General features: G+C 61.8%; 24 protein-coding genes. 12 read left to right on the forward strand and 12 right to left on the reverse strand.

The window, feature by feature from the left end:
- Nucleotides 1-171 precede the first annotated feature (171 nt).
- The 11 genes from J2S96_RS16840 to J2S96_RS16885 all read left to right on the forward strand — a co-directional run bounded on the left by J2S96_RS16840 (nucleotide 172) and on the right by J2S96_RS16885 (nucleotide 15,033).
- Nucleotides 172-2,388 (forward strand): beta-glucosidase family protein, encoded by a 2,217-nt coding sequence (locus J2S96_RS16840; protein WP_306865951.1) that lies wholly within the window; start codon nucleotides 172-174, stop codon nucleotides 2,386-2,388.
- Between the two features lie 381 nt (nucleotides 2,389-2,769).
- The gene (locus tag J2S96_RS16845) at nucleotides 2,770-4,392 is read left to right on the forward strand and encodes a xylulokinase (protein ID WP_306865955.1); all 1,623 of its coding nucleotides are present in this window, start codon (nucleotides 2,770-2,772) and stop codon (nucleotides 4,390-4,392) included.
- Complete coding sequence (locus J2S96_RS16850) at nucleotides 4,389-5,126, forward strand: L-ribulose-5-phosphate 4-epimerase (protein ID WP_285244152.1); 738 nt, start codon at nucleotides 4,389-4,391, stop codon at nucleotides 5,124-5,126. The genes J2S96_RS16845 and J2S96_RS16850 overlap by 4 nt, the downstream gene beginning before the upstream one ends.
- Before the next feature lie 80 nt (nucleotides 5,127-5,206).
- Nucleotides 5,207-6,289 carry a LacI family DNA-binding transcriptional regulator gene (locus tag J2S96_RS16855; RefSeq protein WP_306865958.1) on the forward strand — a complete coding sequence of 361 codons (1,083 nt, stop codon included), beginning with the start codon at nucleotides 5,207-5,209 and terminating at the stop codon, nucleotides 6,287-6,289.
- Between the two features lie 88 nt (nucleotides 6,290-6,377).
- Entirely contained in the window at nucleotides 6,378-7,898 is a 1,521-nt protein-coding gene (gene araA / locus J2S96_RS16860) for an L-arabinose isomerase (RefSeq protein WP_306865961.1), read from the forward strand.
- Nucleotides 7,899-8,003: 105 nt separating this feature from the next.
- A complete protein-coding gene (locus tag J2S96_RS16865; protein WP_285244155.1) occupies nucleotides 8,004-8,501 on the forward strand; it encodes a ribose-5-phosphate isomerase in 498 nt (165 codons plus the stop codon).
- Between the two features lie 150 nt (nucleotides 8,502-8,651).
- Entirely contained in the window at nucleotides 8,652-11,117 is a 2,466-nt protein-coding gene (locus J2S96_RS16870) for a DUF4982 domain-containing protein (protein WP_306865965.1), read from the forward strand.
- 163 nt (nucleotides 11,118-11,280) lie between these two features.
- Complete coding sequence (locus J2S96_RS20260; RefSeq protein ID WP_350224169.1) at nucleotides 11,281-12,093, forward strand: SGNH/GDSL hydrolase family protein; 813 nt, start codon at nucleotides 11,281-11,283, stop codon at nucleotides 12,091-12,093.
- 82 nt (nucleotides 12,094-12,175) lie between these two features.
- A complete protein-coding gene (locus J2S96_RS16875; RefSeq protein WP_306865968.1) occupies nucleotides 12,176-12,850 on the forward strand; it encodes a GDSL-type esterase/lipase family protein in 675 nt (224 codons plus the stop codon).
- A gap of 334 nt (nucleotides 12,851-13,184) precedes the next feature.
- Nucleotides 13,185-14,360, forward strand: coding sequence for an ATP-binding protein (locus tag J2S96_RS16880; RefSeq protein WP_306865972.1), 1,176 nt, complete (start codon nucleotides 13,185-13,187; stop codon nucleotides 14,358-14,360).
- Entirely contained in the window at nucleotides 14,341-15,033 is a 693-nt protein-coding gene (locus J2S96_RS16885) for a helicase associated domain-containing protein (RefSeq protein ID WP_306865975.1), read from the forward strand. The genes J2S96_RS16880 and J2S96_RS16885 overlap by 20 nt, the downstream gene beginning before the upstream one ends.
- Before the next feature lie 51 nt (nucleotides 15,034-15,084).
- Here the strand turns inward: J2S96_RS16885 and J2S96_RS16890 are convergent, their stop codons facing one another.
- Nucleotides 15,085-15,576: a hypothetical protein gene (locus tag J2S96_RS16890; RefSeq protein WP_306865978.1), complete on the reverse strand. Its 492-nt coding sequence runs from the start codon at nucleotides 15,574-15,576 to the stop codon at nucleotides 15,085-15,087.
- Nucleotides 15,573-20,048: a MobF family relaxase gene (mobF, locus tag J2S96_RS16895; protein ID WP_306865980.1), complete on the reverse strand. Its 4,476-nt coding sequence runs from the start codon at nucleotides 20,046-20,048 to the stop codon at nucleotides 15,573-15,575. The genes J2S96_RS16890 and mobF overlap by 4 nt, the downstream gene beginning before the upstream one ends.
- A gap of 420 nt (nucleotides 20,049-20,468) precedes the next feature.
- Between mobF and J2S96_RS16900 the strand changes: the two genes are divergently transcribed.
- A complete protein-coding gene (locus J2S96_RS16900) occupies nucleotides 20,469-20,891 on the forward strand; it encodes a hypothetical protein (protein WP_306865983.1) in 423 nt (140 codons plus the stop codon).
- 63 nt (nucleotides 20,892-20,954) lie between these two features.
- On the opposite strand, the gene J2S96_RS16905 is transcribed toward J2S96_RS16900, so the two are convergent.
- The 10 genes from J2S96_RS16905 to J2S96_RS16950 form a co-directional block, all read right to left on the reverse strand.
- The gene (locus tag J2S96_RS16905) at nucleotides 20,955-21,431 is read right to left on the reverse strand and encodes a hypothetical protein (RefSeq protein ID WP_306865985.1); all 477 of its coding nucleotides are present in this window, start codon (nucleotides 21,429-21,431) and stop codon (nucleotides 20,955-20,957) included.
- A gap of 3 nt (nucleotides 21,432-21,434) precedes the next feature.
- Nucleotides 21,435-21,722 (reverse strand): hypothetical protein, encoded by a 288-nt coding sequence (locus tag J2S96_RS16910; RefSeq protein ID WP_306865987.1) that lies wholly within the window; start codon nucleotides 21,720-21,722, stop codon nucleotides 21,435-21,437.
- Complete coding sequence (locus tag J2S96_RS16915; protein WP_306865989.1) at nucleotides 21,719-21,955, reverse strand: hypothetical protein; 237 nt, start codon at nucleotides 21,953-21,955, stop codon at nucleotides 21,719-21,721. The genes J2S96_RS16910 and J2S96_RS16915 overlap by 4 nt, the downstream gene beginning before the upstream one ends.
- A 19-nt stretch (nucleotides 21,956-21,974) precedes the next feature.
- Nucleotides 21,975-22,262, reverse strand: a complete 288-nt coding sequence (locus J2S96_RS16920; RefSeq protein ID WP_306865992.1) for a helix-turn-helix domain-containing protein — start codon at nucleotides 22,260-22,262, stop codon at nucleotides 21,975-21,977.
- 2 nt (nucleotides 22,263-22,264) lie between these two features.
- Entirely contained in the window at nucleotides 22,265-22,531 is a 267-nt protein-coding gene (locus J2S96_RS16925) for a ParB family protein (protein WP_306865994.1), read from the reverse strand.
- Between the two features lie 14 nt (nucleotides 22,532-22,545).
- Nucleotides 22,546-22,995, reverse strand: a complete 450-nt coding sequence (locus J2S96_RS16930; RefSeq protein WP_306865997.1) for a hypothetical protein — start codon at nucleotides 22,993-22,995, stop codon at nucleotides 22,546-22,548.
- Between the two features lie 28 nt (nucleotides 22,996-23,023).
- On the reverse strand, nucleotides 23,024-23,224 hold the full coding sequence (locus J2S96_RS16935) for a hypothetical protein (RefSeq protein ID WP_306866000.1): 201 nt from the start codon (nucleotides 23,222-23,224) through the stop codon (nucleotides 23,024-23,026).
- Between the two features lie 78 nt (nucleotides 23,225-23,302).
- Entirely contained in the window at nucleotides 23,303-24,187 is an 885-nt protein-coding gene (locus J2S96_RS16940; protein WP_306866003.1) for a single-stranded DNA-binding protein, read from the reverse strand.
- Between the two features lie 81 nt (nucleotides 24,188-24,268).
- On the reverse strand, nucleotides 24,269-24,577 hold the full coding sequence (locus J2S96_RS16945) for a hypothetical protein (RefSeq protein ID WP_306866006.1): 309 nt from the start codon (nucleotides 24,575-24,577) through the stop codon (nucleotides 24,269-24,271).
- On the reverse strand, nucleotides 24,574-24,855 hold the full coding sequence (locus tag J2S96_RS16950; RefSeq protein ID WP_306866010.1) for a glutaredoxin family protein: 282 nt from the start codon (nucleotides 24,853-24,855) through the stop codon (nucleotides 24,574-24,576). The genes J2S96_RS16945 and J2S96_RS16950 overlap by 4 nt, the downstream gene beginning before the upstream one ends.
- Between the last annotated feature and the right edge of the window lie 688 nt (nucleotides 24,856-25,543).

Genomic DNA, 25,543 nt, shown 5'->3' on the forward strand with positions numbered 1-25,543 from the left:
TCAGGCCTCCTGGTCCTGCCAATCCGCCGCGCCCGCTAAACACCACCCACCGCTCCGGCCGTCACCCCCAACCCTGACGGCCGGAGCACAAGCACTTTTGCCCAATTACGCGTCCGCTACGTACCCCTCCCACCCGTAGAACGCCCACCCGGCTCTCCTTCGGACGGAGGCATGTCATCTCCCATCATCACCAGAAAGACCAGCATCATGCCGACCAGCCAGACCGATAGCTTCCACAAAACAACCAATAGCTTCTACGAAGCGGTCAACATCATTCGGCAAGGAGCTGACCTGGACGCGGCCACAGAGCAGCTTCTCGGCCAGCTCACACAGGATGAAAAGCTGTGGCTGCTCGATGGTGACTCGGATTTTTGGGTCGGGATCGCAGAGATGAGCGCCGGCTACAACCTGAAACCCATCGTGATGGGCGAGATCAAGCGACTTGGGATTCCCGGCCTCCGTTTCAGTGATGGTCCCCGTGGAGTAGTGATGGGCGCGTCCACAGCGTTTCCAGTGTCCATGGCGCGTGGCGCGACCTGGGATGTTGAGATGGAAGAGCGCATCGGCGTCGCCATTGGCCGTGAACTGAGAGTCCAGGGAGGGAACTTCTTCGGTGGCGTATGCATCAATCTTCCGAGGCACCCCGCATGGGGCCGGGCACAGGAAACCTACGGCGAAGACCCCATTCTCCTGGGCGAGTTCGGCGCAGCGCTCGTCCGTGGCGTCCAACGCAACGCCATGGCCGTCGCAAAGCACTACGCCCTTAACTCCATGGAAAATGCACGCTTCAAAGTCGACGTGCTGGCCGACGAACAGACGCTCCACGAAGCCTTCCTCCCGCACTTCCGCCGGGTCGTCGAGGAAGGTGTGGACGGCATCATGACGTCCTATAACTCCGTCAACGGCGAATGGGCCGGCCAGAACGAAACCCTCCTGGAAGGCACCCTCCGCAGTGAATGGGGTTTCGAGGGCGTCACCATCACCGATTTTGTGTCCGGCTTCCGGGACGCCGGCCTGTCGCTGCGCGCAGGTCTCGACGTTGAAGCGCCCATGCGTCAGCAGCGCGCCCAGCAACTACCCGAAGACCTTGAATCCGGCCGGGTCACTTGGGAGCACGTCGACCGGGCAGCAAAGCGGGTCCTGCGCACCCAGCTTCGACACTATGCCTCCGCACGTGAGGAAGAGCCCGCAAAGGAAGTCATTTTCTGCAGCGAACACCGGAATCTGGCGCGGGAAGCAGCGGCCACGTCCATGGTCCTGCTGAAAAACGATGCAGTTGACGGCACACCGGTACTGCCTCTCGGTCCGGAGAAGACGAATTCGGTCGCGCTGATCGGCAGGCTGGCCAATCTACCCAATACGGGCGACCACGGATCGTCATCAGTCCGCTCCCCGGAGGTAGTTACTGCACTCGAAGGACTCCGGAACAACGTTCCAGAAGCACAGCTCTTCACCTCATTCGAAGACGACCCCAAAGCAGCCGCCGCCACAGCGAAAAAGGCGGAGGTAGCCATCGTCGTCGTTGGCTACACCGCAGAAGATGAAGGCGAATACATCGGCGGGGACAGCATGCTGGAACCGGACATTCTTGCCCTGTTCCCTCCTTTCCCCGAAGGCATGGACCCAAGCAACCTCATGGGAGCCGCAGGCGCCATGGGCAGCACCGTTGGCGGCGACCGGGCCAGCCTGCGGCTAAGGCCTGTCGACGAGGAAATCATCCGGGCAACCGCGGCTGCCAACCCCAAAACCGTGGTCGTTGTGGTCACCGCAGGAGCCGTCATCACAGAATCCTGGCGCGACTCCGTCCCGGCGATGCTCGTGGGATGGTATTCAGGATCCGAGGGGGGAAATGCCCTTACAGACGTCCTTTACGGGAAAGCCGATGCCAGCGGGCGGCTTCCCTACTCCATCCCAACAACAGAGGAACACTTACCCTACTTCGACCGGGACGCCACCAGCATCACGTACGACCGCTGGTTCGGGCAGCGCCTCTTGGACCGCGACGGCCACAACCCTGCCTTCCCACTCGGATACGGCCTCTCCTACACCACCTTCGACATCAGCGACCTGACTGTCACGCAGATCGCCGCAGATAGCGTGACGGTGACAACACGAGTCACCAATACAGGAGAACGCGCAGGCCGTCACGTCGTACAGCTTTACGGTTCGATCGAGGCAGAGGACTTTCCCCGACGGGTTTTGTTGGGTTTCAAGCCCGTGAACCTGGCGCCAGGGGAGACCAAGACGATGGAGGTGGCCGGTTCTCTTCGCCCACTTCAGCGCCGCACCAACGGGCGGTTCGAGTGGGCTGCGGCGGACGTGGTCTTGGAAGCGGGCGCCTACTCCGGTGATCCAAAAGCGTCAGAAACAAGCCTTCGCTTGCTTTAGAACCGGAACGGACCACCGCATGCACTCATGATTCTCGAATGACAAGCATGTGCGAAGCTCCTCTCGCTCCGCTCGAACTCGTACACGCCGAGAACCAATAGAAGCACAGAGCCGGAACAACGACGTGCTCGCCCAAATATAGAAGCCAGCCTTGCCTTTTTCCCCAGACGGGAATAATCTTTGGCGAACGCTTCAGTTCAAGGGCCCAGGTCATTGGGCCCGGGATTAAGTAAGCGGCAAGGTGAGGAATAGTGACCATCCTTGAGACTGCGCGCTTCAATATTGTTAGCGCTAACCAAGATCTGAAGCCTAGGGCTCCTTTGGTTGTCCCCTCACATGTCGAAAAATTACCTGGCCTGAGCCAGCAAGAGAAGGATTGTTGTGAATCTTCCCGGCACGTCATCTGCAGCCGATGCCATACGTTCCGGACGCGCTCGTCTGGGGATTGAACTAGGCTCAACCCGCATCAAGGCGTGCCTTATCGGGGATGATCCCCGGCACGTGCTCGCATTGGGGAGCTTTAGCTGGGAAAGCAGCTTTCAAAACGCGGTGTGGACCTACTCGCTGACAGACGTCTGGACCGGTATTCAGGCAGCCTATGCAGATCTCGTTGCGAACTGCGAAGAGCGCTATGGGGTGCAACCACGCATTCTTCAAGCGATTGGTGTTTCCGCCATGATGCACGGCTATCTGGTCTTCGATTGCGATGACCAACAACTCGTGCCATTCAGGACCTGGCGGAACACCACTACGGGCGCGGCGTCTGCCGAGCTTACAAAGGCATTCGACCTGAACATCCCCCTCCGCTGGTCGATTGCCCACCTACACCAGGCGGTGAGCGACGGCGAAGACCACGTTCCACGCATTAATTTCATGACCACCCTTGCCGGTTATGTTCATTGGCGTCTGACTGGAAGGAAAGTAATTGGAATCGGTGATGCTTCCGGCATGTTCCCGATCGATTCTGCGAGCCACACCTACGACTCGGACCTTTTGGCACGTTACAAAGCACTTGTTGCTCATGCCGCTCCCGCGCTCGACCTCAGCCAGGTGCTCCCCGAAGTGCTGGTGGCGGGTGAGTACGCCGGCACACTCACGGATGCCGGCGCAGCGTTGCTTGACTCGTCAGGTGCCCTGCAGCCCGGGGCAGTTTTCTGCCCGCCGGAAGGTGACGCCGGTACTGGAATGGTCGCCACATGCTCCATAGCCCCCCGGACGGGCAACGTCAGTGTCGGCACGAGCATCTTCGCCATGGTCGTCCTTGAAAGGCCGCTGGCTCAGGTCCGCCACGAGCTCGATCTCGTAACGACTCCGGCGGGCGCTCCGGTAGCAATGGTCCACTGCAATAACGGCGCAAGTGAACTTGCAGCTTGGGTACAGGTCTTCACCCAATTCGCGCGTAAAGCAGACTGCCCTATCGACCAGGACACCGTATTCACTGCCCTCCTTCAGGAAGCGCTCGAAGGCGACCCAGATGCCGGCGGATTAATCGCGTACAACTACGTCGCCGGTGAACCTCTTGCTGGCGTGCGCGATGGCCGGCCACTCCTTGTACGAGCACCCGACAGCACGTTCACCCTTGCAAACTTCGTGCGCTCCCAGGTGTACGGCGTGTTCGCAACGCTGATACTTGGCATGCGCGTCCTTGCCGACGAAGGGGTTGCGGTCGACCGGATGTTCGCGCACGGCGGCATGTTTCGAACCGCAGGAATCGCTCAACGCTTTCTTGCCGGCGCTCTAAACGCGCCCGTTTCCGTCGCAGAATCCGCTTCCGAAGGTGGGGCTTGGGGTATCGCCGTGCTTGCGGCCTTCGCCACCCACCCCTCAGGAGACCTCAATGAATTTCTCCGCAACAGCGTCTTTGGTGGCGCGGCCTTTGAAACGACTAATCCTGACCCTGCCGACGTAACGGGGTTCTCGACGTACTTGGACCGATATGCCGCTGGGCTTGCGGTCCAGCGCGCAGCCGTTGACTCAATCTCTCCGAAAGGAAGCCAGCCATGAGATCTAGCACGACCAGCCAGCCATCAAGCCAAGTGCCAACCGAGATAGCCGAGGCTATTAGAACAGTCCGAAGCAACGTCGCCAAGCTGCATGCGGAACTTGTGCGGTACAACCTTGTTGTATGGACCGGCGGCAATGTCTCCGGGCGCGTTCCAGGGACTGATTACTTCGTGATCAAACCCAGCGGCGTCCTGTACGACGAACTGACCGCCGACAACATGATTCTCTGCACTCTCGATGGCCGGGTCGTCCCTGACGTGCCCGGTTCAGAAAGGACACCTTCAAGCGACACGGCTGCACACGCGTACGTTTACCGCCATATGCCCGAGGTCGGGGGAGTGGTTCACACCCATTCTCCGTATGCCGTAGCCTGGGCCGCGCACGGCGAACCCATACCCTGCGTGACAACAGCGATGGCAGACGAGTTCGGCGGCGAGATTCCTATCGGCCCCTTCGCAATCATCGGCGATGATTCCATTGGGCGTGGAATCGTCGATACCCTCAGTGGCCACCGCTCCCGTGCCGTACTGATGAAGAATCACGGCCCGTTCACCATCGGCAAAGATGCCCGTGACGCTGTCAAGGCAGCCGTCATGGTTGAAGATGTAGCCAGGTCAGTGCTGTTCTCGCGACAGTTAGGAGAACCGCACTCAATTGCACCAGCAGCGGTTGATGCCCTGTTCAACCGCTATCAAAACGTTTACGGGCAAGAACCCACAGGGGCCATAAATTGAGGGAGCCCGTCCGCCACGGGCGTGACGGCGAGTCAAACATGCGGCCGGTATCCATACACGACACAGTGGCTCGGTGAACCATGGGCAGGACCTCTGATGGCAAGGCACCAAGGCTGAAGGACGTCGCTGCCGTCGCCGGTGTTTCACATCAGACGGTGTCAAGGGTCGTCAACGGTCACCCGAACGTCCGCACCGGCACAAGAGAAAAGGTCAAGGCTGCGATCGCCGAGCTCGGGTACCGGCCCAACACTGCAGCCAGGAGCTTGGTCACCCGCCGTTCGCGGAGGATCGGGGTACTGGCGAGCGAGTTGTCCCAGTACGGTCCAGCCAACACGCTGATGGGCATAGAACAGGCAGCCAGGGACGCTGGCTATTCCGTCAGCATCGCTGCGCTGCGTGAAGTGAACAGGGCGAGCATATGCGAGGCCATCAACCATTTTATGGACCAGTCCGTTGACGGCATTGCCGTGGTAGTACCCCACGAGGAAGCTCTTGCAGCTTTGGATGACATGGAGCTGTCCGTTCCTGTTGTAACTGTCGGATCGCCAACCAACAGCAATGTCAGCGGGACAATAGTGGACCAGGGACAGGGCGCACGTGCCGCAGTGCAACATCTTCTCCAGCAGGGCCACCGCGCGATAGCTCACCTTTCGGGTCCGCCGGGGTGGCCCGACAGCTCCGAACGTAAAGCGGGCTGGCGGGAAGCTCTGCGCGGAGCCGGCCTCCCCGATGAACACCTGTTTATAGGTGACTGGGGCGCCGGCAGTGGATACACCATCGGCAGAAAAATTGCCCAGGACCCTCGGATAACTGCTGTGTTCGTCGCCAACGACCAAATGGCCTTGGGAGTCCTGAGAGCCTTTGCTGAAGCAGAGGTGCGGGTACCGGAAGACGTCAGCGTTGTCGGCTTCGACGATCAGCCGGAGAGCGCCTACTTCATCCCGCCACTGACAACAGTGAGACAGGACTTCGAAGAACTGGGCCGCCATGCCGTTGACTCGATGCTTCAGGAGCTCGACTCCGGAATGCCCGCGGGCACAACGGTGATCACCCCAGCACTTCACATCCGCGCAAGCACGGCACACTACCAACCGGCACCCCACTTATCGAGCTCACACTCCCCGAACCCCAGACCATCGACGGTCCGGACGCTCCCCGAATAGCACGCAGCGCAACCGAACGTCCGTTGGGTTAGTCATTGGTCCGCAGCCGACCCCACTATCCACTATCGAATCTCAATTGGAGAACCTAATGAGTACCGCAGCAAACACCTCCCTTGACGGCTACGAGGTCTGGTTCCTTACCGGCAGCCAGCACCTTTATGGTGAGGAGGTCCTGAAGCAGGTGGCCGCGCAGTCCCAGGAGATCGCGAACCAGCTGAACGCCTCCTCCGCCGTGCCCGTGCGGATTGTGTGGAAGCCGGTCCTGACCGACTCCGATGCCATCCGCCGGACCGCGCTGGAGGCGAACTCGGATGACTCGGTCATCGGAGTGACGGCCTGGATGCACACCTTCAGCCCGGCCAAGATGTGGATCCAGGGCCTGGACCTGCTGCGCAAGCCGCTGCTGCACCTGCACACGCAGGCCAACCGCGACCTGCCGTGGGCGGACATCGACTTCGACTTCATGAACCTGAACCAGGCCGCGCACGGAGACCGCGAGTTCGGGTACATCCAGTCCCGGTTGGGCATCGCCCGGAAGACCGTCGTCGGGCACGTCTCCAACCCCGGGGTGGCACGCCAGGTGGGGTCCTGGCAGCGCGCCGCCGCCGGCTGGGCCGCCGTCCGGAGCCTGAAGCTGACCCGTTTCGGGGACAACATGCGCAACGTCGCCGTCACCGAAGGCGACAAGACCGAGGCCGAGCTGCGCTTCGGCGTCGCGGTGAACACCTGGTCCGTCAACGAGCTCGCCGACGCCGTGCACGGCGCCGCGGAGTCCGACGTCGACGCCCTGGTGGCCGAGTACCAGGACCTTTATGACGTGGTGCCGGAGCTCCGCGCGGGCGCGGCGCGGCACGATTCGCTGCGGTACGGCGCCCGGATCGAACTGGGGCTGCGGAGCTTCCTGGAGGCCAACGGCTCCGCCGCGTTCACCACGTCCTTCGAGGACCTGGGCGCGCTCCGGCAGCTTCCGGGCCTGGCGGTGCAGCGGCTCATGGCCGCCGGGTACGGGTTCGGCGCCGAGGGCGACTGGAAGACCGCCATCCTGGTCCGCGCCGCGAAGGTGATGGGCGCGGGCCTGCCCGGCGGCGCGTCCCTGATGGAGGACTACACGTACCACCTGGAACCGGGCTCCGAAAAGATCCTTGGCGCGCATATGCTCGAGGTCTGCCCGTCCCTGACGGCGGCGAAGCCGCGGCTGGAGATCCACCCGCTGGGTATCGGCGGCAAGGAAGATCCGGTCCGGTTGGTGTTCGACGCCGATGCCTCCCCGGGCGTCGTCGTCGCCCTGTCCGACATGCGGGACCGTTTCCGCCTGGTGGCCAACGCCGTCGACGTCGTCCCCCTGGACCAGCCGCTGCCCAACCTGCCCGTGGCCCGCGCGCTGTGGGAGCCGAAGCCGGACTTCGCCACCTCCGCCGCCGCCTGGCTGACCGCCGGCGCCGCCCACCACACCGTGCTCTCCACCCAGGTGGGCATGGACGTCTTCGAGGACTTCGCCGAGATCGCCAAAACCGAACTGCTCACCATCGACGAAGACACCACCATCCGCCAGTTCAAGAAAGACCTGAACTGGAACGCCGCCTACTACAAACTCGCCGGCGGCATCTGACGGTTCCCTTCAGCCGGCCGGACGCAGGGCTGCGCCATGGGCCCGGCCGGCTTCCGCCTACCTTTACCCAGCACTTAGATCACATGCATAAGAACGGAAAATTCAATGTCCACGGACACGCAACTCTGCCCCCGGGTCCATATAGCCACTGACCACGCCGGGCTTGACCTTAGCGCTGATCTCGTAAGGCGCCTGGCAGCAAAAGGGTATGAAGTTGTTGACCACGGGCCAAAGACGTACGACCCGCAAGACGACTACCCCGCTTTTTGCATTCGTGCAGCCCAGGCTGTTATCACCGACCAACAGTCGGGGAGGCATGCGTTGGGCATTGTTCTTGGCGGTTCCGGCAACGGTGAACAAATCGCGGCAAACAAAGTGAGGGGCATCCGTGCGGCACTAGTGTGGAACCACTCAACGGCCGTTCTCGCCAGGGAACATAACAACGCCAACGTTGTTGCCTTGGGAGCAAGGCAACACTCAGCTCAGGAAACGTTCGACCTCGTGGAAGCCTTTCTTCAGACTCCTTTCAGCAATGACGAAAGGCACGCCCGACGTATCGGCCAAATTGCCCACTTCGAGAACGCCGGCAGCGCTATGGAGTAGCAGCGGTTGGCAATACCGCCCATGGCGGCGTTGGTTTTAGTCGGTGCCGCTGAAACCGCCACTTAGTTGCAAGACCATCAGCTCGCATCCAAACGGCGCTCACTCAGTTCCGGCTGCTTTCTGTCAGTTCAATCACCATAACGAGGGATTATGAAACGCACACCGTTCAATACAGACTGGCTTGTTTCCGGCATTGCCGGGTCTGCGAAGCCCACGGCTGTGACACTCCCGCACGATGCCATGCTCTACGAAGAACGCGACCCGGCAACGGCAAATGGCTACCACACAGGCTTCTACCCAGGTGGCGTGTACAGATACAGCAAGACCTTCGTTGCGCCCGAAGCGTGGCGCGGGCAACACGTTGTCATTGAGTTTGAAGGTATCTATATGCGCTCGGAGGTTTACCTCAACGGCGTACTCATCGGGGGACGCCCCTCGGGCTACGCAGAGTTCCGAGTGGTGCTTGATGACCACCTGAAGTACGGGGAAGATAACCTCCTTGAGGTAGTTGCCAATAACCCGTCAGGCCCAAATTCGCGGTGGTACTCAGGAAGCGGAATCTATCGCCCGGTCAGCCTCCTGATCGGTCCTCTTCTGCATATCGATCCGACCGGCCTGCAGTTGCGGACAGTTAGCCTGGAGGGCACCAACGCTACGCTTCATGCCCGTGCCACTGTCACTAACGACGACATCAAAGCCCGCACCTCCACATTGACAGTCACACTCACGGGGCCGGACGGCAAAGAGATTTCGGCAACCTCCCAAGAGGTAGTGACCCCGCCGGGAACAAACTCCGTCCATGCCCTCGAATTTACTATCGACGGCGCACATCTTTGGTCGCCGGAGCATCCGCACATGTATAGCGTCTACGCAGAGCTCGCCGACAAGAACGACGGCCTCGATACAGTCGAGGATACGTTTGGGATCCGGCTTGTTACTGTCAACGCGCACCAAGGCCTCCAAATCAACGGCGCCACAACTAAATTGCGCGGGGGCTGCATCCACCACGACAACGGAATCATTGGCGCCCACACACTGGAGGCTGCCGAAGAACGCCGGATCCGCATCCTCCGTGATGCCGGCTACAACGCGATCCGAAGCGCTCACAACGCCCTCTCACGGGCGACTCTTCGAGCATGCGACAAACTCGGGATGCTCGTCATGGATGAACTCGGCGATGAATGGTGGAGGCCCAAGTCCCGCGATGGGTTCTCTCGGCACTTCCTGGAGTGGTGGCAACGTGACCTCGACGCGCTGATCGCCAAGGACTACAACCACCCTTCAGTGATCATGTATTCGATCGGCAATGAGATTGGCGAGATCTCCACTGACCAAGGCAAGGCGCTCGGCTACGACATAGCCGCTCACGCCCGATCAGCGGACCCCGACCGCTTCATCACCAATGGGGTGAACGTCTTCCTGAGCTTCATTGCCCCTAAGGACGACCCCAAAGTGGAGTCCGAAAAGGTCGAGAACAAAGAGAAGGCGGACAATCCTGAAAAGACGATCGCGATGCTCAACTTTCTGATGGGCGCCTTCGAGAAGCTCACTCCGCTGCTGCTCAGGCTCCCCCAAGCCGAGAATAGGACGAGGGAAGCACAGTTCGCCCTCGATGTTGCGGGTTACAACTACGGGCACGACCGGTGGGTCAGGGACACCAAGCGGTACCCGGACCGCGTTATCGTTGGCACGGAAACGACCCCCAGCACAACCGCTACACTATGGCGGCTGATCAACGCCATGCCCAACGTCATCGGCGAATTCGTGTGGACAGCCTGGGACTACGTAGGGGAAGCCGGCATCGCCACTCAGCAGTATGACAGTCCCCGCAAACTGTTCCAGCCCTACCCGGCACTCCTGGCTGGGGCACCGATCATCGATATCACCGGTTACCGGCAACCCTGGTCGTACTACAACGAGATTGTGTGGGGCCGAACACGAGGCCCGTTCTTGTCCGTGCGTCCCTTGAACCATGCCGGTAAAAAACGCACCAAGAACAATTGGCGGCCGACCGACACGGTTCACAGTTGGAGCTGGAGCGGATACGAAGGCGTCAAAGCCGAAGTGGAAGTATACGCTGACGCTCACCGTGTTGACCTGCACCTGAACGATAAGCTCATCGCTTCCCGAAAAGTCAGGGAGAAGAAACAATTTCGCACTGTTTTCACCACGCCATATGCGCCGGGGAAACTCACTGCCACGGCATACGACAAATCCGGCAACGTCGTCGGTTCAGAGACCCTAGCCTCGGCCGGCCCCGAAACGGTACTTCGAGCCACTGCTGAAAGCAGCGAGGCAACGGCAGACGGCGCTGACCTGGTCTTCATCGATGTCGAGCTCACTGACAACACAGGCGTGCTCAAACCACTCGATGACAGGCCCGTGACAGTCAATGTAGAAGGCGAAGGAACGCTACTAGGCTTCGGAAGCGCCAACCCTGCGACCGCTGAACAACTGAGCTCTCCAACGCACAGCACCTACCAGGGACGGGCTCAAGCAATTATCCGCACTACAACACGTCCCGGAGAGATCACGTTCACGGCCAGCGCGGACGGCTTGACCCAAGCAATCGTCAAGATTACGACCAGCGACAACTCCGGCAAATCAGCAAGGTGACGCGGTGACATCTTGCAAGCGTGAGAGATGCCTTTTCGAGAACGCCGGTAGCAAGACCGGCATAGGCCGACGGGCCTCACCAGCCATCGATTGCCACCGCCGCTCCTTTCATACAGAGACCTACAACTGCCGGCGCCGACCCGCAATCCTCGAGGAGAAATAAGTGAACAGCAGTCCCGCAGAGGCTTCCGGCCAGACCAGGCACGAAATCACGCACCTAAGTGCTTTGGGAAGTTCGTTTGCCGCTGGTCCAGGCATCCGGCCTATAGAGAGTCGACGCGCTCAACGATCTACCCTCAACTACCCGCACCTTCTGGCTGAGAAGCTAGGTTGCCGGCTCACAGACCTATCCATATCGGGTGCAACCACGGAAACAATTCTTACCCGTTCACAGCGGGTCGGCCTCCTAAAATTCCAGCCTCAAATCCGGGGCCTGTCTCACGACAGCGATCTCGTCACCGTGACAGCGGGTGGCAATGACGTCGGATACATCGGTTCGATGTATGCAGCCGCATTGAAGGGCTGGTTGTTAACGCAGCCTGTCCTTTCGCGAATTAAACTCCCACAGATAAGCGAGAAGCCGGGAATACTAATTGACCGTGCCACTGCGGGACTAGTGAGCGTCGCGGAGGAAATTCACCGTCGGGCCCCAAAGGCACGCGTCGTCTTTGTCGACTACCTCACGATAATCGGGCATCGAACAACACCGGGGCCCTCAGCACCTTTCGACAGTGAAACCATGTCCACACTGCGGGTGCTTGGCGAGCAGGTTGCACAAATGTTCCAAGACGCTGCAGCTCGTTCCGGATCTGAGCTAGTTAAACTCTCGCAGTTCAGCGAGAACCATGCCCTTGGAAGTCCAGAACCTTGGGTCAACGGTTTCCGGCCCAAGCCCGGAAACGGAGTTTCGTTCCACCCTAACCGAGAAGGAATGCGGGCTGCCGCCGGGCTAATCAGCGATCATTTGGCATGCTAACTCGGATCACTTAGGGTGCCGCTTGGGTTTTCCCCCGCCCGGGAATAAACTATGAATCGTGCTTGCCCTTCGTAAAGAATCAATGAACCCCATCGCTCGTTTGATCCTTGGATTCGTTTCGCGGAGCATCACCATGCGCCGTTCCCAGTTTAAAGAGCTGCCCCTCCCACCTCAGAGAGTCCTGTTCCTAGGGGACAGCATTACCGAAGGGGGGCAGTGGGACGAATGGTTCCCCCAGCTGCAAACCCTTAACCGCGGCATCGGTGGCGACGACGTACAGGGAGTCCTCACCAGACTGGACACTGCGATCCATGACCCCGTGGCTATATCTCTGTTGATCGGGACGAATGACCTGGGCGGGGCAAAACGAAAAGCAGAAGACATCGCAGCGTCTATCCAAGAACTGGTCAAGGAGATCAGGAAACGCGCTCCCAAAGCTCCTTTCCTGATTAATAGTGTTATGCCGCGGCGCCGCAAGTACCGCGAAAATATCACGTTCTTGAATTCACTACTCCGCAATATTGCTGCTCGTGAAAACGCGGTTTTCGTAGACTTGTGGCCTGCGCTGGCCGATGACAACGGCGCACTGCGGGAGGAATTTACCGCTGACGCCCTACACCTTAACGGCCTGGGCTACGCCGCGTGGGCCAAGGTCCTCCGTAGCGAATTTTCAACACTAGGCCTCGTGCCAGCGACGAACCCACAACTGGAATCCGCAGGCCCGGCAAAGCAAGAGAAATCCTCTCCTGCAATCTGATAAGGATGGACTGCCAAACCATCCCGAATACCGACCCGCGTACTCTCCAGTGGACGGTTCTCCACTAACGACGGAATGAACGCCGATAATGAAGATTATGTTAAGTTGTTAGTATGATAGGACAAAGTTGCCTTTCCTCAACTTTAGCATTTACACCCCTTGCCCGAATCGCTCGAAGACGGATTGCAGGGGTAAAAAAGGGGTGGCCGCCCTCATGAACAGGAACTTCTGATGCCCTAACGCAGCGGCCCGGGCTAGACCGAGAGCTGACCAAAGAATCCGGAAGCATTTCAAGATTTGAAATTATCCGCGATTATTCGGATATGCTGGGTCCATGGAACCTGCACTGAATCCGTTCTCGCCCGGCTCGGGCGTCAAACCCCCGGCCCTTGTCGGTAGGCAGACTGAGATTGATGCCTTTGATCTCTTGGTGGCGCGGGCGAAAGCGAACGCTGCCGGTGACCGGGGAATCCTCCTGACGGGCCTCCGGGGCGTTGGTAAGACGGTTCTCCTGAACGAGTTTTCGGAGATGGCACGCCGTAATGGGTGGCTGGTGGTGCAGTTCGAGGCGCAGCCCGGTGACAGCGGCCCCGAAGCCGTACGTAAGAAGCTGGCCCGTGAACTGCAACTTGGCGCGCGGCGACTTCGCCAGACTCCCGCCTGGTCGCATCTTCGGAGCCAGGGCCTTGGGAGCATCTCCAACATCTCGGTGTCCCTTGGCCTGCAGGGCCTGACAGCAGACCTGAAATTTGATGCGGGCCGCGCCGACTCACGCAACCTGGAAATCGACCTGGAAGAGATGGTTGAGGACGTCGCGGTCTCGATGAGGAAAGCCAGGGCAGGTTTTGCGCTGGTCATCGACGAAATGCAGGATCTCGAGGCCGATCTGCTCGGTGCACTGCTGACTGTGCAGCATGCCGCTGGCCAGCGGGGCTGGCCCTTCTACATTGTCGGTGGAGGCCTGCCGTCGCTCCCCGGCCGGCTCAGCGAGAGCCGCTCCTACGCCGAACGGCTCTTCCACTACCGCATGGTCGGCAAGCTCAGCGCGGACGCCGCTGCGGAAGCTCTCACCGTCCCGATTGGCCGGCTCGGAGCCGTGCTTGAGGGACCTGCCCTGGACACCGTGCTGGAAGCAGCGGGCGGCTATGCCTATTTTCTTCAGGCCTATGGGCGCACGCTGTGGGAAACGGCGTCTGAGAAGGTGATTACCATCGGCGACGCGCGCCTTGCTGTCGAGCTCGGCACAGCAGATTTGGACCACGGATTCTTCGTGGCACGCTGGCAACGGGCAACACCTGCCGAACGGAACTATCTGCGCGCGATGAGCCAGGACGGCGAAGGGCCTTCCGCAACAGCAGACATGAGCGGGCGTCTGGGCAAAGACCACAGCTCCCTGACCAGCCAGCGCGGCCGTCTCATCGAGAAGGGAATCATCTTCGCGCCGGAGCACGGGCAGGTACAGTTCACGGTCCCCGGAATGGGTGCCTTCATTGCCCGGCAAAAAGACTAGCCCCACCCGGCGCTCCGCCCCGCACGAGCCGTGGGTGGAGATGTACCGGCGCGGTATAGCCCCGTCCAGGATCGCGGCGCTGCACGCGGCCCCGGTCACGACCGTGCGCTTCCACCTGCAAGCCGCGAAGAAGATCGCACCAGGACTGGAAGCTGAGCACAAGAAGGCGCTGCCGAAGCCTGCGCGATTCTCAGCAGCGTCTCTGCAGACGATGCAGAACGTTGTTGCCTTTTACGAGGCCGTGGGCCGGATTCCGTCGGCCCGTGCGAAGTCACCCGACGAGTCGGCGCTGGGCCGCTGGCTCTACCGTCGGCGTAGGGAAGCGCTGGCAGGAACCCTCTCCCCCGCCGTCCGTGACGGGCTGGACGTGATTCCCGGCTGGGACCTGACATCACGGCGGAAAGCCGACGACGAGGCCCGGTGGCAGAAGCGTCTCCAGCAGGTCAGGGCCCTCCGCGACGCCGGCGGAGACTGGCCACGCCATCAGAAGACCACGGACGCTGACGAACGAATCCTGGGTGTGTGGCTGCATGGCCAGCGGATCAACTACCGCCAGCGGAAGCTGGTACCTGAGAAAGAGGCTCTACTGAACAAGGTCCTCCCGGGCTGGCGCGAGGGCAGGCGCCGGACCGGTGGGCGCCCACGGACACCGGAAAGTCCCGGCACCATCTAAAGCTGCGCGCTTTTGCAGCCTCGGGCACGCCTTCGGCTTTACGCGAAACGGCTATCTGCCGGGCTGCCCGGGCCGCCATGACGTGTCCACTTCGTAGCCGCCGTCCTCGTGTACCCGGATGGGCGCGATCCGCCCAGGCATTTCGGCGCGGAGTTTCATGAACAGAGGGCCTGACATCTCGTTCAGTGAGCTGTTGTAGAAGTGGACGTGCGCGTAGTGGTCCAGCAGGGCCCGGACCATGTCGGCAGCCCAGCCCTGCCGGTGGTACTCGTCAGGGACACCGATGCCTTGGAATTTGCCGATTCGTCCCCTGATGATCGTGAAGTCGAGGTAGGCGCTGGTCTCTCCGACGCCAAACATCCCTGCACGTGTCCCATGCAGCTGCGGGCGCGGGTGCAGCTGGCCACTGAAAACGTTGCCGTTCTGCGCCCTGGGCACGGTGAGTACAAAGGACCTGCTGCCGTGATGCAGGATGATGCGGCGCTGGTGGCGCAGCCGCCACCACCCGTGGCTGAGGTTGCCGAGGGGCATCAGGGCTTTCACCGGCCAATCCCTGGGCCGCGGTCCTGGCGTGGCGTGGGGTCGTCATGTCCGCGCCGGGTTTCCTCACGTCGCGCCTGTTCCTGGGCGCGGCGGGCCTTGATCTGGTCCAGGGCCTCTTTGACTGCTTCCGGGTTCCTGGAGTCTTCGTCGGCACGTTGATTCTTCGCGCGGTTCTCCCGGACCTTGCGTGCAAGCGCAGCCATTCGTTCGGCGCGTTCCTGGGCCGGGCTCAGCTGCGTTTCCGTGCCGCGGGTTTCGCGCAGGTGGTCCACCACGTGTTCGGCCGGGGTCGGGGTCTCCTTCACGACAGCTTCAACCTGGGCGGCTTCTGCCATGAGTGCTGCGTCTGCAGGTGCCAGCGGTTCCTTGGCCGTTTGAGCGCTGTACTTGTGCATGGCGGTGATCCTTGCCGACAGGTCTGCTCCGACCCCTTGTCCCCGGTGGGTTTCGGGCAGGGGCTTAGTTTCGGTGGCGGGGATCCGGTAGGTATCGCGGTATGTGGCGATCTCGACGGCGAGTAGGCGCCACTGTTCCTGTCGTGACGGGGCGGAGGGGACAGGGCCAAGGGCAGCTGCCCAGGCGGGCGGCTCGGCCACGAGCTGGGCGCCCAGGCGTGTGACTTCTGTGGCCATGAGGTCGCGGCGGGTGTGCAGCTCCTGCTGCCACAGTGCCGGGGTATCCGGATGGGTTAGGACGTCGGCGGGTGCCATCCATGCCGGCAGCTGGTCATCGGCCGGTGTCGCGGCCGCCGGCTGCGGCAGCTGGCGGCGCAGTTCTATTTCAGCGCGGATTCGCCGATGGAGCTGGGCTGCGGTGCGGGTCCTGGAAGCGTTCGCCTCCCGGCGGTAGTTGGTGCCAGCTCCGCGTTCGTAAGCTTCATCCGCGCGCGCCTCGGGATGCATCTGCTCCCGCAGCTGCAGTTCCTTTTGCAGCGATGATTCGAGCCACCGGGCTTTTCGGCTGGCAGCGGGATCGTTGATGGTGGAGTCCGTGCGGGCGTCCTGCTTGACAGCGGCGAGCCGGGAGGCCAGGTCGTCGTCACTGAGGTGTCCGTGCAGGCGCCGCTGCCACGGGGTGTCCTTGTTCTCGGCCTTCCATCCCCGAAGCAGAGTTGCCCTGTCGATAGCGTCGGTAGAAGGGGTGCGGGCTGCTTCCTGGGCGCGCCGCAGCTCGACGGCCGAACGGTGTTCAAGCCGGGCAAGTGCCTCGTCGCTCAGTGACTGGAGCGGGCGGTGCCCGGGGTCAACGGACTGCGCGCGCCAGCGCTGCAACCGGTCTTCCACCCGCCAGGCCAGCACGGCCCCTGGGCTGTCGGAAGCCTCGAAGGCTCCTTCTCCTACGCTGTCTTTGAGTAGGTGCGCGATGTTGAAGCCATCGTTTTCCGCGGCGCGGAGATGGGTAGCGATCGCGCCCCACGCATCGGACTTAATGAACGGTGCCGCGGTTCCCTCCCCGAGTTCGCGGCGCGCCACGTTGGCCATACGGAGCTCGTTGGCCTGGTGGTCGATGTCCCGGTAGGCCTCGGACATCTCCGGAAGGCTGCGGGTCTGGGCGCGCGCGGCGTCCATCTGCTCGTGCGCTGTGAGGTTGCCGTCATGGTTAGCGGCAACAGATTCCAGAACGCCTTCCAGCGTTTCGCCTTCGCTTACAACGCCGTAGAGGTTGTTCGCCTGCCGGCCGCGCGAGGCCGCGACGTAGGCCAGGGAGCGGGAAAGCCCGGAGCTGATCAGGGCATGGGTGGTGTCACACGTGATGCCCTGGGTGCGGTGGATCGTGGCCGCGTATCCGAGCATGGTCTTGGCCCGCACGTAGTCGGCGGGAAGGGTGATGGTTCCGCCGTGCTTGTCGTGGCGGACCGTCATGGCACCGTCCTCGTGGACCTCGCGGACGGTCCAGACGTCGTTGTTCTTCACGAAGTCCTTACCGCGGTTGGTGGCCAGACGGCGGTTGTTCTCGCGGGTCACGATGATGTCCCCTGCCCGTGCGGTCAGGCCGTCGCGCAGGGTTGCCGCCGGACCGTCTTTGAGGCTGCCGTTGCCCAGCCGGTATGCCTGTGCCCGGGCGTTCAGTTCGGTGACGGTGGCGTTGTCGTAGGCCATCATGACCGAGTGTTTGCCGTCGTCGGTGTCGCGCTGCCAGGCGGTGAAGACCTGTGACGTCATGGTTTCGGCGTCGCCGCCAACGACGCGTCGGTTCTCCCGGTAGAACGTCCATGGGTCGTCCTGCCCGGCAGTGGGAGGCTCGCGCAGGGCGAGTGTGGCGGTGGATTCGGCGTCGTTGGCGGTGCCGTCAGCGTTGCGGAAACGGTGGAGGTCTTCGAGGTGCACGGCTCCGACAGTGTTCTTCAGTAGGCGCAGGGCACCGCCGGAGCCGACGGCGGACAGCTGTTGGTCATCGCCCAGGGCCCGTATCACTGCCCCGTACTGGTCGGCGATCGTGACGGCGGCGGCAAACATTTGTGTTCCCACCATGCCGGCTTCATCGATGATGATCATGTCGCCCGGTTTGGGAACCACCTTCTGGGGCGAGTCCGTCTGATGGCCCAGGACGAAGGAGTCAATGGTGGTGGCTTTCGCTCCCAGTTCAGTGCCCATCACGGCGGCGGCCACTGCCGTCGGGGCCAGTCCGATGACTCTCCCGCCGGCTTCCCTGACCGTGTCCGCGGCGAGCTTGAGCGCGGTGGTCTTGCCGGCTCCTGCAGGGCCGACGCCGACTATGAGCAGCCGGTCGCCGCAGGAGAATTCCTTGGCCATGCGCAGTTGGCCGGCGTCGAATGTTTTGTCCTGTTTGGCCAGGGCCTCGTTGAAAGAGTCGGTGGTTGCGGCGGGGATGACGACACGTTGGGCAGCGGTCAGCAGGCGGTCCTCGCTGTGGAGGATCCCTGACGAGGTGTAGAGGGTGGAGTGGGCCTTGCCGTATTTGCTGGCACCGTTTTTCAGGCGCAGAGCAGCGATTTCAGGTGTCGGTGTTTCCGGTGTGATCCGCAGTGAGAACTGGTCGATGGCGCGGGCTTTGACCTGCTCCAGGAGGGCCGGCGGGATTGGCAGTTCCCCGAGCCGTGAGCCGAGCCGGCGTCGGACCTCGGCATCAATGTGGTGTTCACCCCAGACGCCACGGCTGCGTTCCAGGGTGTGGATGACACCCTCTGCTTCCTGTGCCGGGTCGATCTCATCGGCGTGCGCGACCATCCATTGGGGGTTGTCCTGGTCGGCGTTTTCGCGGGCATCGTGGCGGTGGGCGCGGGCTTTCTCCACGGCTGCGGGCCCGACCTCTACGCCGGGGATGCTGCCCAGTTCCTCGGTCCATTCCGCGACCAATGTTGCAAGTTGGCGCGCTTCCTTCTTGGCCGCGCGGGTATCCAAGGTCGCCTGCTGCGCGAGGGCGATCAGCTGCTTGGAATTGGGGGCGTACCCATGGTCCTCTGTGAAGTCCGCGACCAGCTGGTCCAGTACCGGTTTGATTCCCTCACGGCGGGAGGAGGCTGCCTCGATGGCGGCGACATCCACACCTGCAATCTCCACCACCGGCCGGTCGCCACCGACTTTCCGTTCCACCAGTCCAACGCCAAGACGGGCGCAGATCTTCTCCATGACGGTGCGGTTGTAGTGCTCCGATGCGGCGACGTTGAACTGGTACAGGAGACGCCCGTCCAGGGATGACCATTTGCCGTCCGCGCCCAAGACTTTGTTCGAAACCACCACATGGTCGTGCAGCTGCGGGTCGCCATTACGTGAATCGTAGTGGCGGAATCTGGTGTAAATCAGGCCACCTTCAATGTCCTCCTGGCGCACGCCGTTTCGGCCGCGGCGGGTGAAGGTGGCTTCCCTCTCCAGATACTGCATGGTCTCTTCGATCGCCTCGTGATGGGCGGCCTCGATCTCTTTCCGGGCTTCTTCTCCACCGATTGCCCACAGAACCGAGGCCGATTTTGCCGGGGCAAAAACGAGGTCATAGCCGGCAACCGCCTGCGACCCGGGCTTCGTCTGAGCCGTCACGAAACGTCCAAGCTCCTCCTTGTCGGAAGGATTCCGGCCGTTGAGTTCGCGGAAGTATTGGGCCCCCTCTTTCATCCGGATCTGGCGCCGGGTGTCCGCGTCAGGCTCCCGGTGGTTCATCCTCTGGTAGTCACCCAGGGCACGGTCGACGCGGGCGCGCAGCTCGTTGTCTTTCTGTCTGTAGCGGGGGTAACGGGCGCCCAAACGGACGTCCGCCTTCGGGTCATCGGCAAGCATCTTCTCGGCGTCAGGGTGCAACCCCTCGCCAAACAGAGCGGCCATCTGACTCTCGGTAACCTCACCGGAAACACCCAAATGCGATAGGCCGGCCCCGCCCCACTGCCCGGGAGGGTTGCCGTCCACCGTGTAGTAATCGCCCAGTGAACGGTCGGCCGCGCGCAGCTCGTCCGCGCTGGCGACTTCACGTGTGTAGTACGTGTATCCATCGCCGGCACTGAGCTTGTGCACGGTCATCATGGACCCAGCTTACCCGGCTAGGCACCTCACTTGTCGATGATGCATGAGGTGTGACAGATATTGGCGTTTCTTGTTTTGCAGCGCGGTGGACACGACGGAGGAGGTAGCCGGGCAGCAGAACAAGAAACGGTAAGATCGGGCCATCAAGGTTTTGATGCGGTTCTGCACATGAGAATGGGCGGTGGGTAACACGCTTTTCCGTTATCCACGGTCCGTTCGATTGTGTAGAACCGTCGCCCCGTTTGTCCCCGGGTGGGCGGAGGAGAGACCGAGTCCATCTCGGAGCCGTCCACGTGGGGTCACGGCGGGGCAAGGCCAGCCCGAGCGTAAGCGAGGACCGTTGCGGCGAACGCCGCCGGTCGTGGACCCGAACCGGCGCTAGCCGTTAGGTCCACAACGAACCTGGAGGGGGATCCATCGATGGCAGCGCAACGAAAATCCGCACAGCAAATAGCAGCTCGTGAGAAGGCCAGGGCGAAGGCCCGGGAACTGACTGAACGTCATGAAAAGTTGATCGAACTGGCGGCAGAGTTCTTCGAGCAACAGGCTCAGGCTGAATCCATTCTAGAAGATGCCAGGAAGAAGGCCGCCGAACTTTTGGCGAAGGCGGAAGCAGATGCGCGGGACGCTATCCGAAGTGCCGCGGTGACGGTCCAGGCGATGCTGGATTCCGGAGAATCACGGTCCGCAGTCGCTGCGCGCTTGGGCGTGAGCTCCGCTGAGCTAAAGCGAATTACTTCGGAGGCCCCCACTGACGATAAGGGTGCGGACAACAAGTCTTTTAATCCGGTTCGTGACGACGACTCCGATCAGTCCGAACAGATGGAAGCTCCTGCGGCCTAGCCGCCAGCAGCGCACGAAAGCAGCGAAGCCCCCGGCCAGCAGGCCGGGGGTTTCTGCGTGTGTCTAGAAAAGGGTTGGGGCGTCCGGATCCGCGCCGGCCAGGATCGCGCGCACCCTCTCTTCCCGGCTCCATCCGTGCGCGCGCACCTCGTCACGCAGGGCCCGGGACTGCTGTGCGAAATGCCTGCGTGCTAAACCGCGCCAACGGAAGTTTGATCCGTTGGTATCCCGGTTTTTGGCAAGGCGATCGAGCATGTTCATACGGGCATCGCCGACCCGGAGATGTGTATCCCGGTCGGCGGTTGCGCGCACACAAATGGGTACGTCGCAGTCGTGCATCAATGCACCAAATCCGTCGAGGTCAACGCCATAGGCGAGATGGAAGGCAAAGCGGTGGGGGCGCACGGCTTGGGTTTTCCCGTCCTGGTTTAGCGTGAATCGACCGTAGCCGTCATCGGAGACCGCGCCTGTCCAAAGCCAGCAGTCTCCTGGGGCCGGACCCTTGGCGACTTTTGTCCAAAATCGCTCGGCCACGTCCACGACTTATTCGATTCTCTTTTGGAAAGAAACCATCAGTAGGGCTGAAGCGACATAGCGGGTTCCCTGGTCATCACGTCGACCGAACAGGGGGGTCCATCTATGCGGTGCCGAAGGTACAGGCGTCACCGTGTGGGATGCCGGCTCAACTGTCCAAAGCTGCTCGCCGGCCTGTTCAAAGATCGTCACCAGGTCATTCAGGCTCTTATCGAGCCGTTGGGCGAGCTGGCGGACAGAAGCATCTACCGAAGGCTGCGGGTCGCTGACCGCATACACGGTTTCGATTCGGCTCATTGCTTCCTTCTGCCTAGAAATTTCGGTCCCGGGATGCCGAAAAGGGTGCTCAAGAAAATGAGAACCAGCCAGCTGACTGCGCCGAGGCCCAGCATGGCAGCGGCATTGCCAGCAGACGAAGGATCAGCGTGCGAGACGGCATGGCCGATGGCCTGGGCAGCCAGGATCACGTAGATGCCGGCGCACACCCATCCTGCTGCTGCCAGGCTAAACCCGATAATCAGGCGTCTCACACACTCGCCCCGGCTCCCACTACTGCTCCTCCTCGACTTCAGCTGCGGGCAGTTGCCCGGCGGCGATATGTGCGGCAGTGTTCTCGTAGACGGCATCGATGTACGCGCTCAGGTCATCCTGGCGGATGCGCCAAATGCCCCTCGGGCCAAACTGTGCGCCCCTTAAATCACCACTTCTGAGCAGCGCGTAGACCATCGGTTTTCCAAGGTTCAGGATCCCCTGGACGTCGTCAATCGTCAGCATCTTCGGGAACGGCAGAGACGCACGGGCCCCCGCGTTGTCTACGTCTTCAGTCCACAGAGCCATAGCTACTTTCCTTCGTCCCGCTGCCGCATCTCAGCCATCGTCCGCTGCCCCCGCCGCAGCTCGCCTGCCGGCACCGGAGGCCAGGGCTTCCCGCCGTTGTACTTCCGCTGCCGACGCCGCACCTCGCGCATGGTCGCCTGGACAATGAGGTCCGAAACGCTCGCTTCCCCCTCGGCCGCACCGGTCTCCAGGAATGCGGCCCGCACCTGCCCGGCCTGTTCCTCGGTGTAGTACGGCGTGAACGCCGGCACCTTCTTCGGTTTCACCATCAGCTCACCTTGGCTTAGACGGCGCGCAGCGCCCGCGGCCAGGGGTGGAGACTGTCCAGTAAGCCCTTCCCCCTGGTTACCGTGCCGTCCTCGTGGACACGGATATCGGCGTGCTGGTGGCTGCCGCCGGCGTGTGCGATCGCCGCCAGGACAAGGTCCAGGTTCTCACGGTCCAGGCCCGGCACAACGTCACCCAGAACCACGGGCACATCTTCAGCCAAAGAAGCCGCCAGCATCAGGAAGCGGCGCTCCCCACCCGACAGCGGGCCAACCTCGTCAGGAATGGCCGCGAAGTCGATCCATGCGCTCACCTGGCTGGGGCCTTCGGGCTCGGTGCTCGTATGGATCCAAGGATTTCCCGGCGCAGCGAACTTCCCTCCGAAGGCCTTCAACAGCAGCTCCGTAGCTGCCTCTGTGGTGTACATGCCTCGCGCCCAGGCGCGGAGGTCATCTGCGTGCGTCATCGTCGTGTCCTTTGTTCGTGGTCTTGGGTTAGTAGCCGGCCCTGGCGGCCCGGTCGAGAGCGGCTTTCGCATCGCGGATGGCGCGGCGCGCGTCCCGCAGGGCGTCTGCCTGCTCGCCGTTCGGGCCAGCTCCGGGACGCCAGTCCGAACGGAGTTCATCTTCGACGTCGCCCAGAAGTGCGAACGCCCGGGAACGCATGTCTTCGAAGGTGGGCAGATTTTCGGCCATTGCGGATCCTGTCATCTAAGGGATGCGTCGGTGCCTGTCGGGGCCAGCGTATCGGCTGTCCCCGACAGTTGTACTGCTTTAAAACGGGGGTTCGGAGTCGGGTCCGCCTCCCCATCCGCCGGCGGCGTTACTGGTCGCCGGCACCGCCCAGGGATCATCCTGCGGCCCGGCCTGCTGCGGGGTGTTACCGTTGCCCTGGACGCCGTTCCCCTGGACGCTTTGGGTGCCGCGCTGGGTGCGGTTGACCTTCGCGTTGGCGTAGCGGAGTGAGGGTCCGATCTCGTCTACCTCAAGCTCTACTACGGTGCGCTTCTCGCCTTCCTTGGTTTCGTAGGAGCGGGACTTCAGCCGGCCAGTTACGATGACGCGCGTGCCCTTGGTCAGGGACTCGGCCACGTTCTCAGCAGCTTCCCGCCACACACTGGCGCGGAGGAAAAGAGTCTCCCCGTCCTTCCACTCGTTGGACTGGCGGTCGAACGTCCTGGGCGTGGAAGCGATGGTGAAGTTCGCGACCGCGGATCCCGACGGCGTAAAGCGGAGTTCGGGATCAGAAGTTAAGTTTCCGATGACGGTAATGGTGGTTTCGCCGGCCATGATGGTTCCTTTTCCTCGCGTGCTGGTGATGTTCTCGGTCTCTGCTGTGGGTTCGGCCTGACTCGGTTCGTCGCGGGTGAGGTCGTTGGGCTGGTACTGGTTCGCAGTGTGTTCATCCCATAGGCCTCCCTTCCCGAGTTGGCGGCGGCAGATGGTCTCAAAGAATCGGTCATCCCCTGCGTCGCCCGGGATGGCATAGCCCTCGTACAGGTATTCGCTGAGCGGTTCCACGATCGCGGGTTCCACACGGTAGGGGTCCACAACCTCAACGGGAATCCTGCCGCTGGGGTTGACCTGCTTGAACAGGTCCACCTCCAACGGGATCCGCGGGTGGAGGTTGAACCCCACGACCGGGCGCATTCTCTCCATGGTCCTCACGCTCGTTGGTTTCGTATTGGCGGGTACTGGGCACCCGGTCACCCCCTCGGGCTGGGGGTGACCGGGTGAGGGCTAAGAACCGGCTGGATCGGCCTCTGCCATAAGGTCCTCCATTTCAAGGACGTGGCTGCGGTGGCGGATGCGTGCGTCGTAGACCTCAGTGAGCATCGCCCGGTTGGGCATCTCGTAGGACGGCTCGTCGGGGGTGTCGCCAGGCAGGATGGTCCAGGCGTCGTAGAAGCGTTGTTCCGCGCCCCCGTTGGGTTCTTCCAGGAAAGCCATCGCGTAGGCGGCGCCGAGGAGTTCGGGATCCTGCCGGTGCTCGTCCTGGACGTCATGGCGGTCGAAGATCGCGGTGATGGTGTCGGTGCTGATGCTCATACGGTGGCCCCTTCCCGGGCGTGGTGTTTCATGGAGGCGGTGACAAGTTTGTCGCGGCGCAGGCCCGACCAGCGGTCCTGGTCATCGGCGTTGTTCACGACCACGGGCGCCTGGGAGTAGCCCAGCTCGGCGGTGATGTACTCCAGCGCTGCCGGCACTTCGGTGATGTCCACGACCGTGTAAGTGATGCCTCTGGAGTCGAAGTAGTCCTTCGTCTTCTCGCAGTTGTGGCAGTCGGGCTTGGTGTAGACCGTGTAGGCGGTTGGTGAAGCAGTCATTTTCAGCACCTGGTTTCGTATCAAAAAAGTTTCGTTCGTCTGGGTGACTTGCTACCTCAATTCTATCAATCATTCAACTGAAAGAATAGGGGTTTTACCGCTTATTTCAGGGGTTTTCCTTAACATATCTACCCGCATACTAGCTGTAATTCATTGCAAGGAAATTTCGGTCCATTTGTCGATTTCAGAAGCTGACTGCACCGATTGTCAGAAGTCCTCTGCACAGCTTCGGGAACCACGGGGCGGAAGGTTGGTGACGCCGCCGGCAACTGTGGTCATCCCCGCCGGTTCCTCCAGCGGCAGCCCCCTTGCGCCGTGGAAGACTCCGGTCAGGTTCGGTGACGTGCAGGTCGTGGGTGGAATGTGGGAGTGGATGGGTGTCGTCCCGGCTGAAAGAAGCTCGCCCCAGGCTGAGGGGTCCCGGATTCTCAAAGTCTTGGTCCATGGGGATGGTTCCCGGTTAACCCGGAAAGGAGCCGGCGTGTGCCGGCTCCTTTCGGGTTTCTCTGCAAGAAATCTATGGTCAGTCTAACTGATGTAGTGGCAGCGCGCGTGCTCAGCGTCGTTGCTGCAGCGCGGCTGTTGTCCTGGGATTCTGGGTGGTGCGCTGACGGCGGTCCGCCGCTGGTGAGTGGTTGCTGTGGTTAGCCCTGGGCGGCGGACCGCCCGACTTCTGGAAGGTTCTGTC

The organism is Arthrobacter bambusae (assembly GCF_030812595.1).
Lineage (GTDB): Bacteria > Actinomycetota > Actinomycetes > Actinomycetales > Micrococcaceae > Arthrobacter > Arthrobacter bambusae_B.

Excerpts from the sequence above, each read along its gene's own strand:
- J2S96_RS16840 (WP_306865951.1), top strand. The coding sequence starts at position 172 with ATGTCATCTCCCATCATCACCAGAAAGACCAGCATCATGCCGACCAGC.
- J2S96_RS16850 (WP_285244152.1), top strand. The coding sequence starts at position 4,389 with ATGAGATCTAGCACGACCAGCCAGCCATCAAGCCAAGTGCCAACCGAG.
- J2S96_RS16855 (WP_306865958.1), top strand. The coding sequence starts at position 5,207 with ATGGGCAGGACCTCTGATGGCAAGGCACCAAGGCTGAAGGACGTCGCT.
- araA (WP_306865961.1), top strand. The coding sequence starts at position 6,378 with ATGAGTACCGCAGCAAACACCTCCCTTGACGGCTACGAGGTCTGGTTC.
- J2S96_RS16865 (WP_285244155.1), top strand. The coding sequence starts at position 8,004 with ATGTCCACGGACACGCAACTCTGCCCCCGGGTCCATATAGCCACTGAC.
- J2S96_RS16870 (WP_306865965.1), top strand. The coding sequence starts at position 8,652 with ATGAAACGCACACCGTTCAATACAGACTGGCTTGTTTCCGGCATTGCC.
- J2S96_RS16875 (WP_306865968.1), top strand. The coding sequence starts at position 12,176 with ATGAACCCCATCGCTCGTTTGATCCTTGGATTCGTTTCGCGGAGCATC.
- J2S96_RS16880 (WP_306865972.1), top strand. The coding sequence starts at position 13,185 with ATGGAACCTGCACTGAATCCGTTCTCGCCCGGCTCGGGCGTCAAACCC.
- mobF (WP_306865980.1), bottom strand. The coding sequence starts at position 20,048 with ATGATGACCGTGCACAAGCTCAGTGCCGGCGATGGATACACGTACTAC.
- J2S96_RS16900 (WP_306865983.1), top strand. The coding sequence starts at position 20,469 with ATGGCAGCGCAACGAAAATCCGCACAGCAAATAGCAGCTCGTGAGAAG.
- J2S96_RS16910 (WP_306865987.1), bottom strand. The coding sequence starts at position 21,722 with ATGAGCCGAATCGAAACCGTGTATGCGGTCAGCGACCCGCAGCCTTCG.
- J2S96_RS16920 (WP_306865992.1), bottom strand. The coding sequence starts at position 22,262 with ATGGCTCTGTGGACTGAAGACGTAGACAACGCGGGGGCCCGTGCGTCT.
- J2S96_RS16925 (WP_306865994.1), bottom strand. The coding sequence starts at position 22,531 with ATGGTGAAACCGAAGAAGGTGCCGGCGTTCACGCCGTACTACACCGAG.
- J2S96_RS16930 (WP_306865997.1), bottom strand. The coding sequence starts at position 22,995 with ATGACGCACGCAGATGACCTCCGCGCCTGGGCGCGAGGCATGTACACC.
- J2S96_RS16935 (WP_306866000.1), bottom strand. The coding sequence starts at position 23,224 with ATGGCCGAAAATCTGCCCACCTTCGAAGACATGCGTTCCCGGGCGTTC.
- J2S96_RS16940 (WP_306866003.1), bottom strand. The coding sequence starts at position 24,187 with ATGGAGAGAATGCGCCCGGTCGTGGGGTTCAACCTCCACCCGCGGATC.
- J2S96_RS16945 (WP_306866006.1), bottom strand. The coding sequence starts at position 24,577 with ATGAGCATCAGCACCGACACCATCACCGCGATCTTCGACCGCCATGAC.
- J2S96_RS16950 (WP_306866010.1), bottom strand. The coding sequence starts at position 24,855 with ATGACTGCTTCACCAACCGCCTACACGGTCTACACCAAGCCCGACTGC.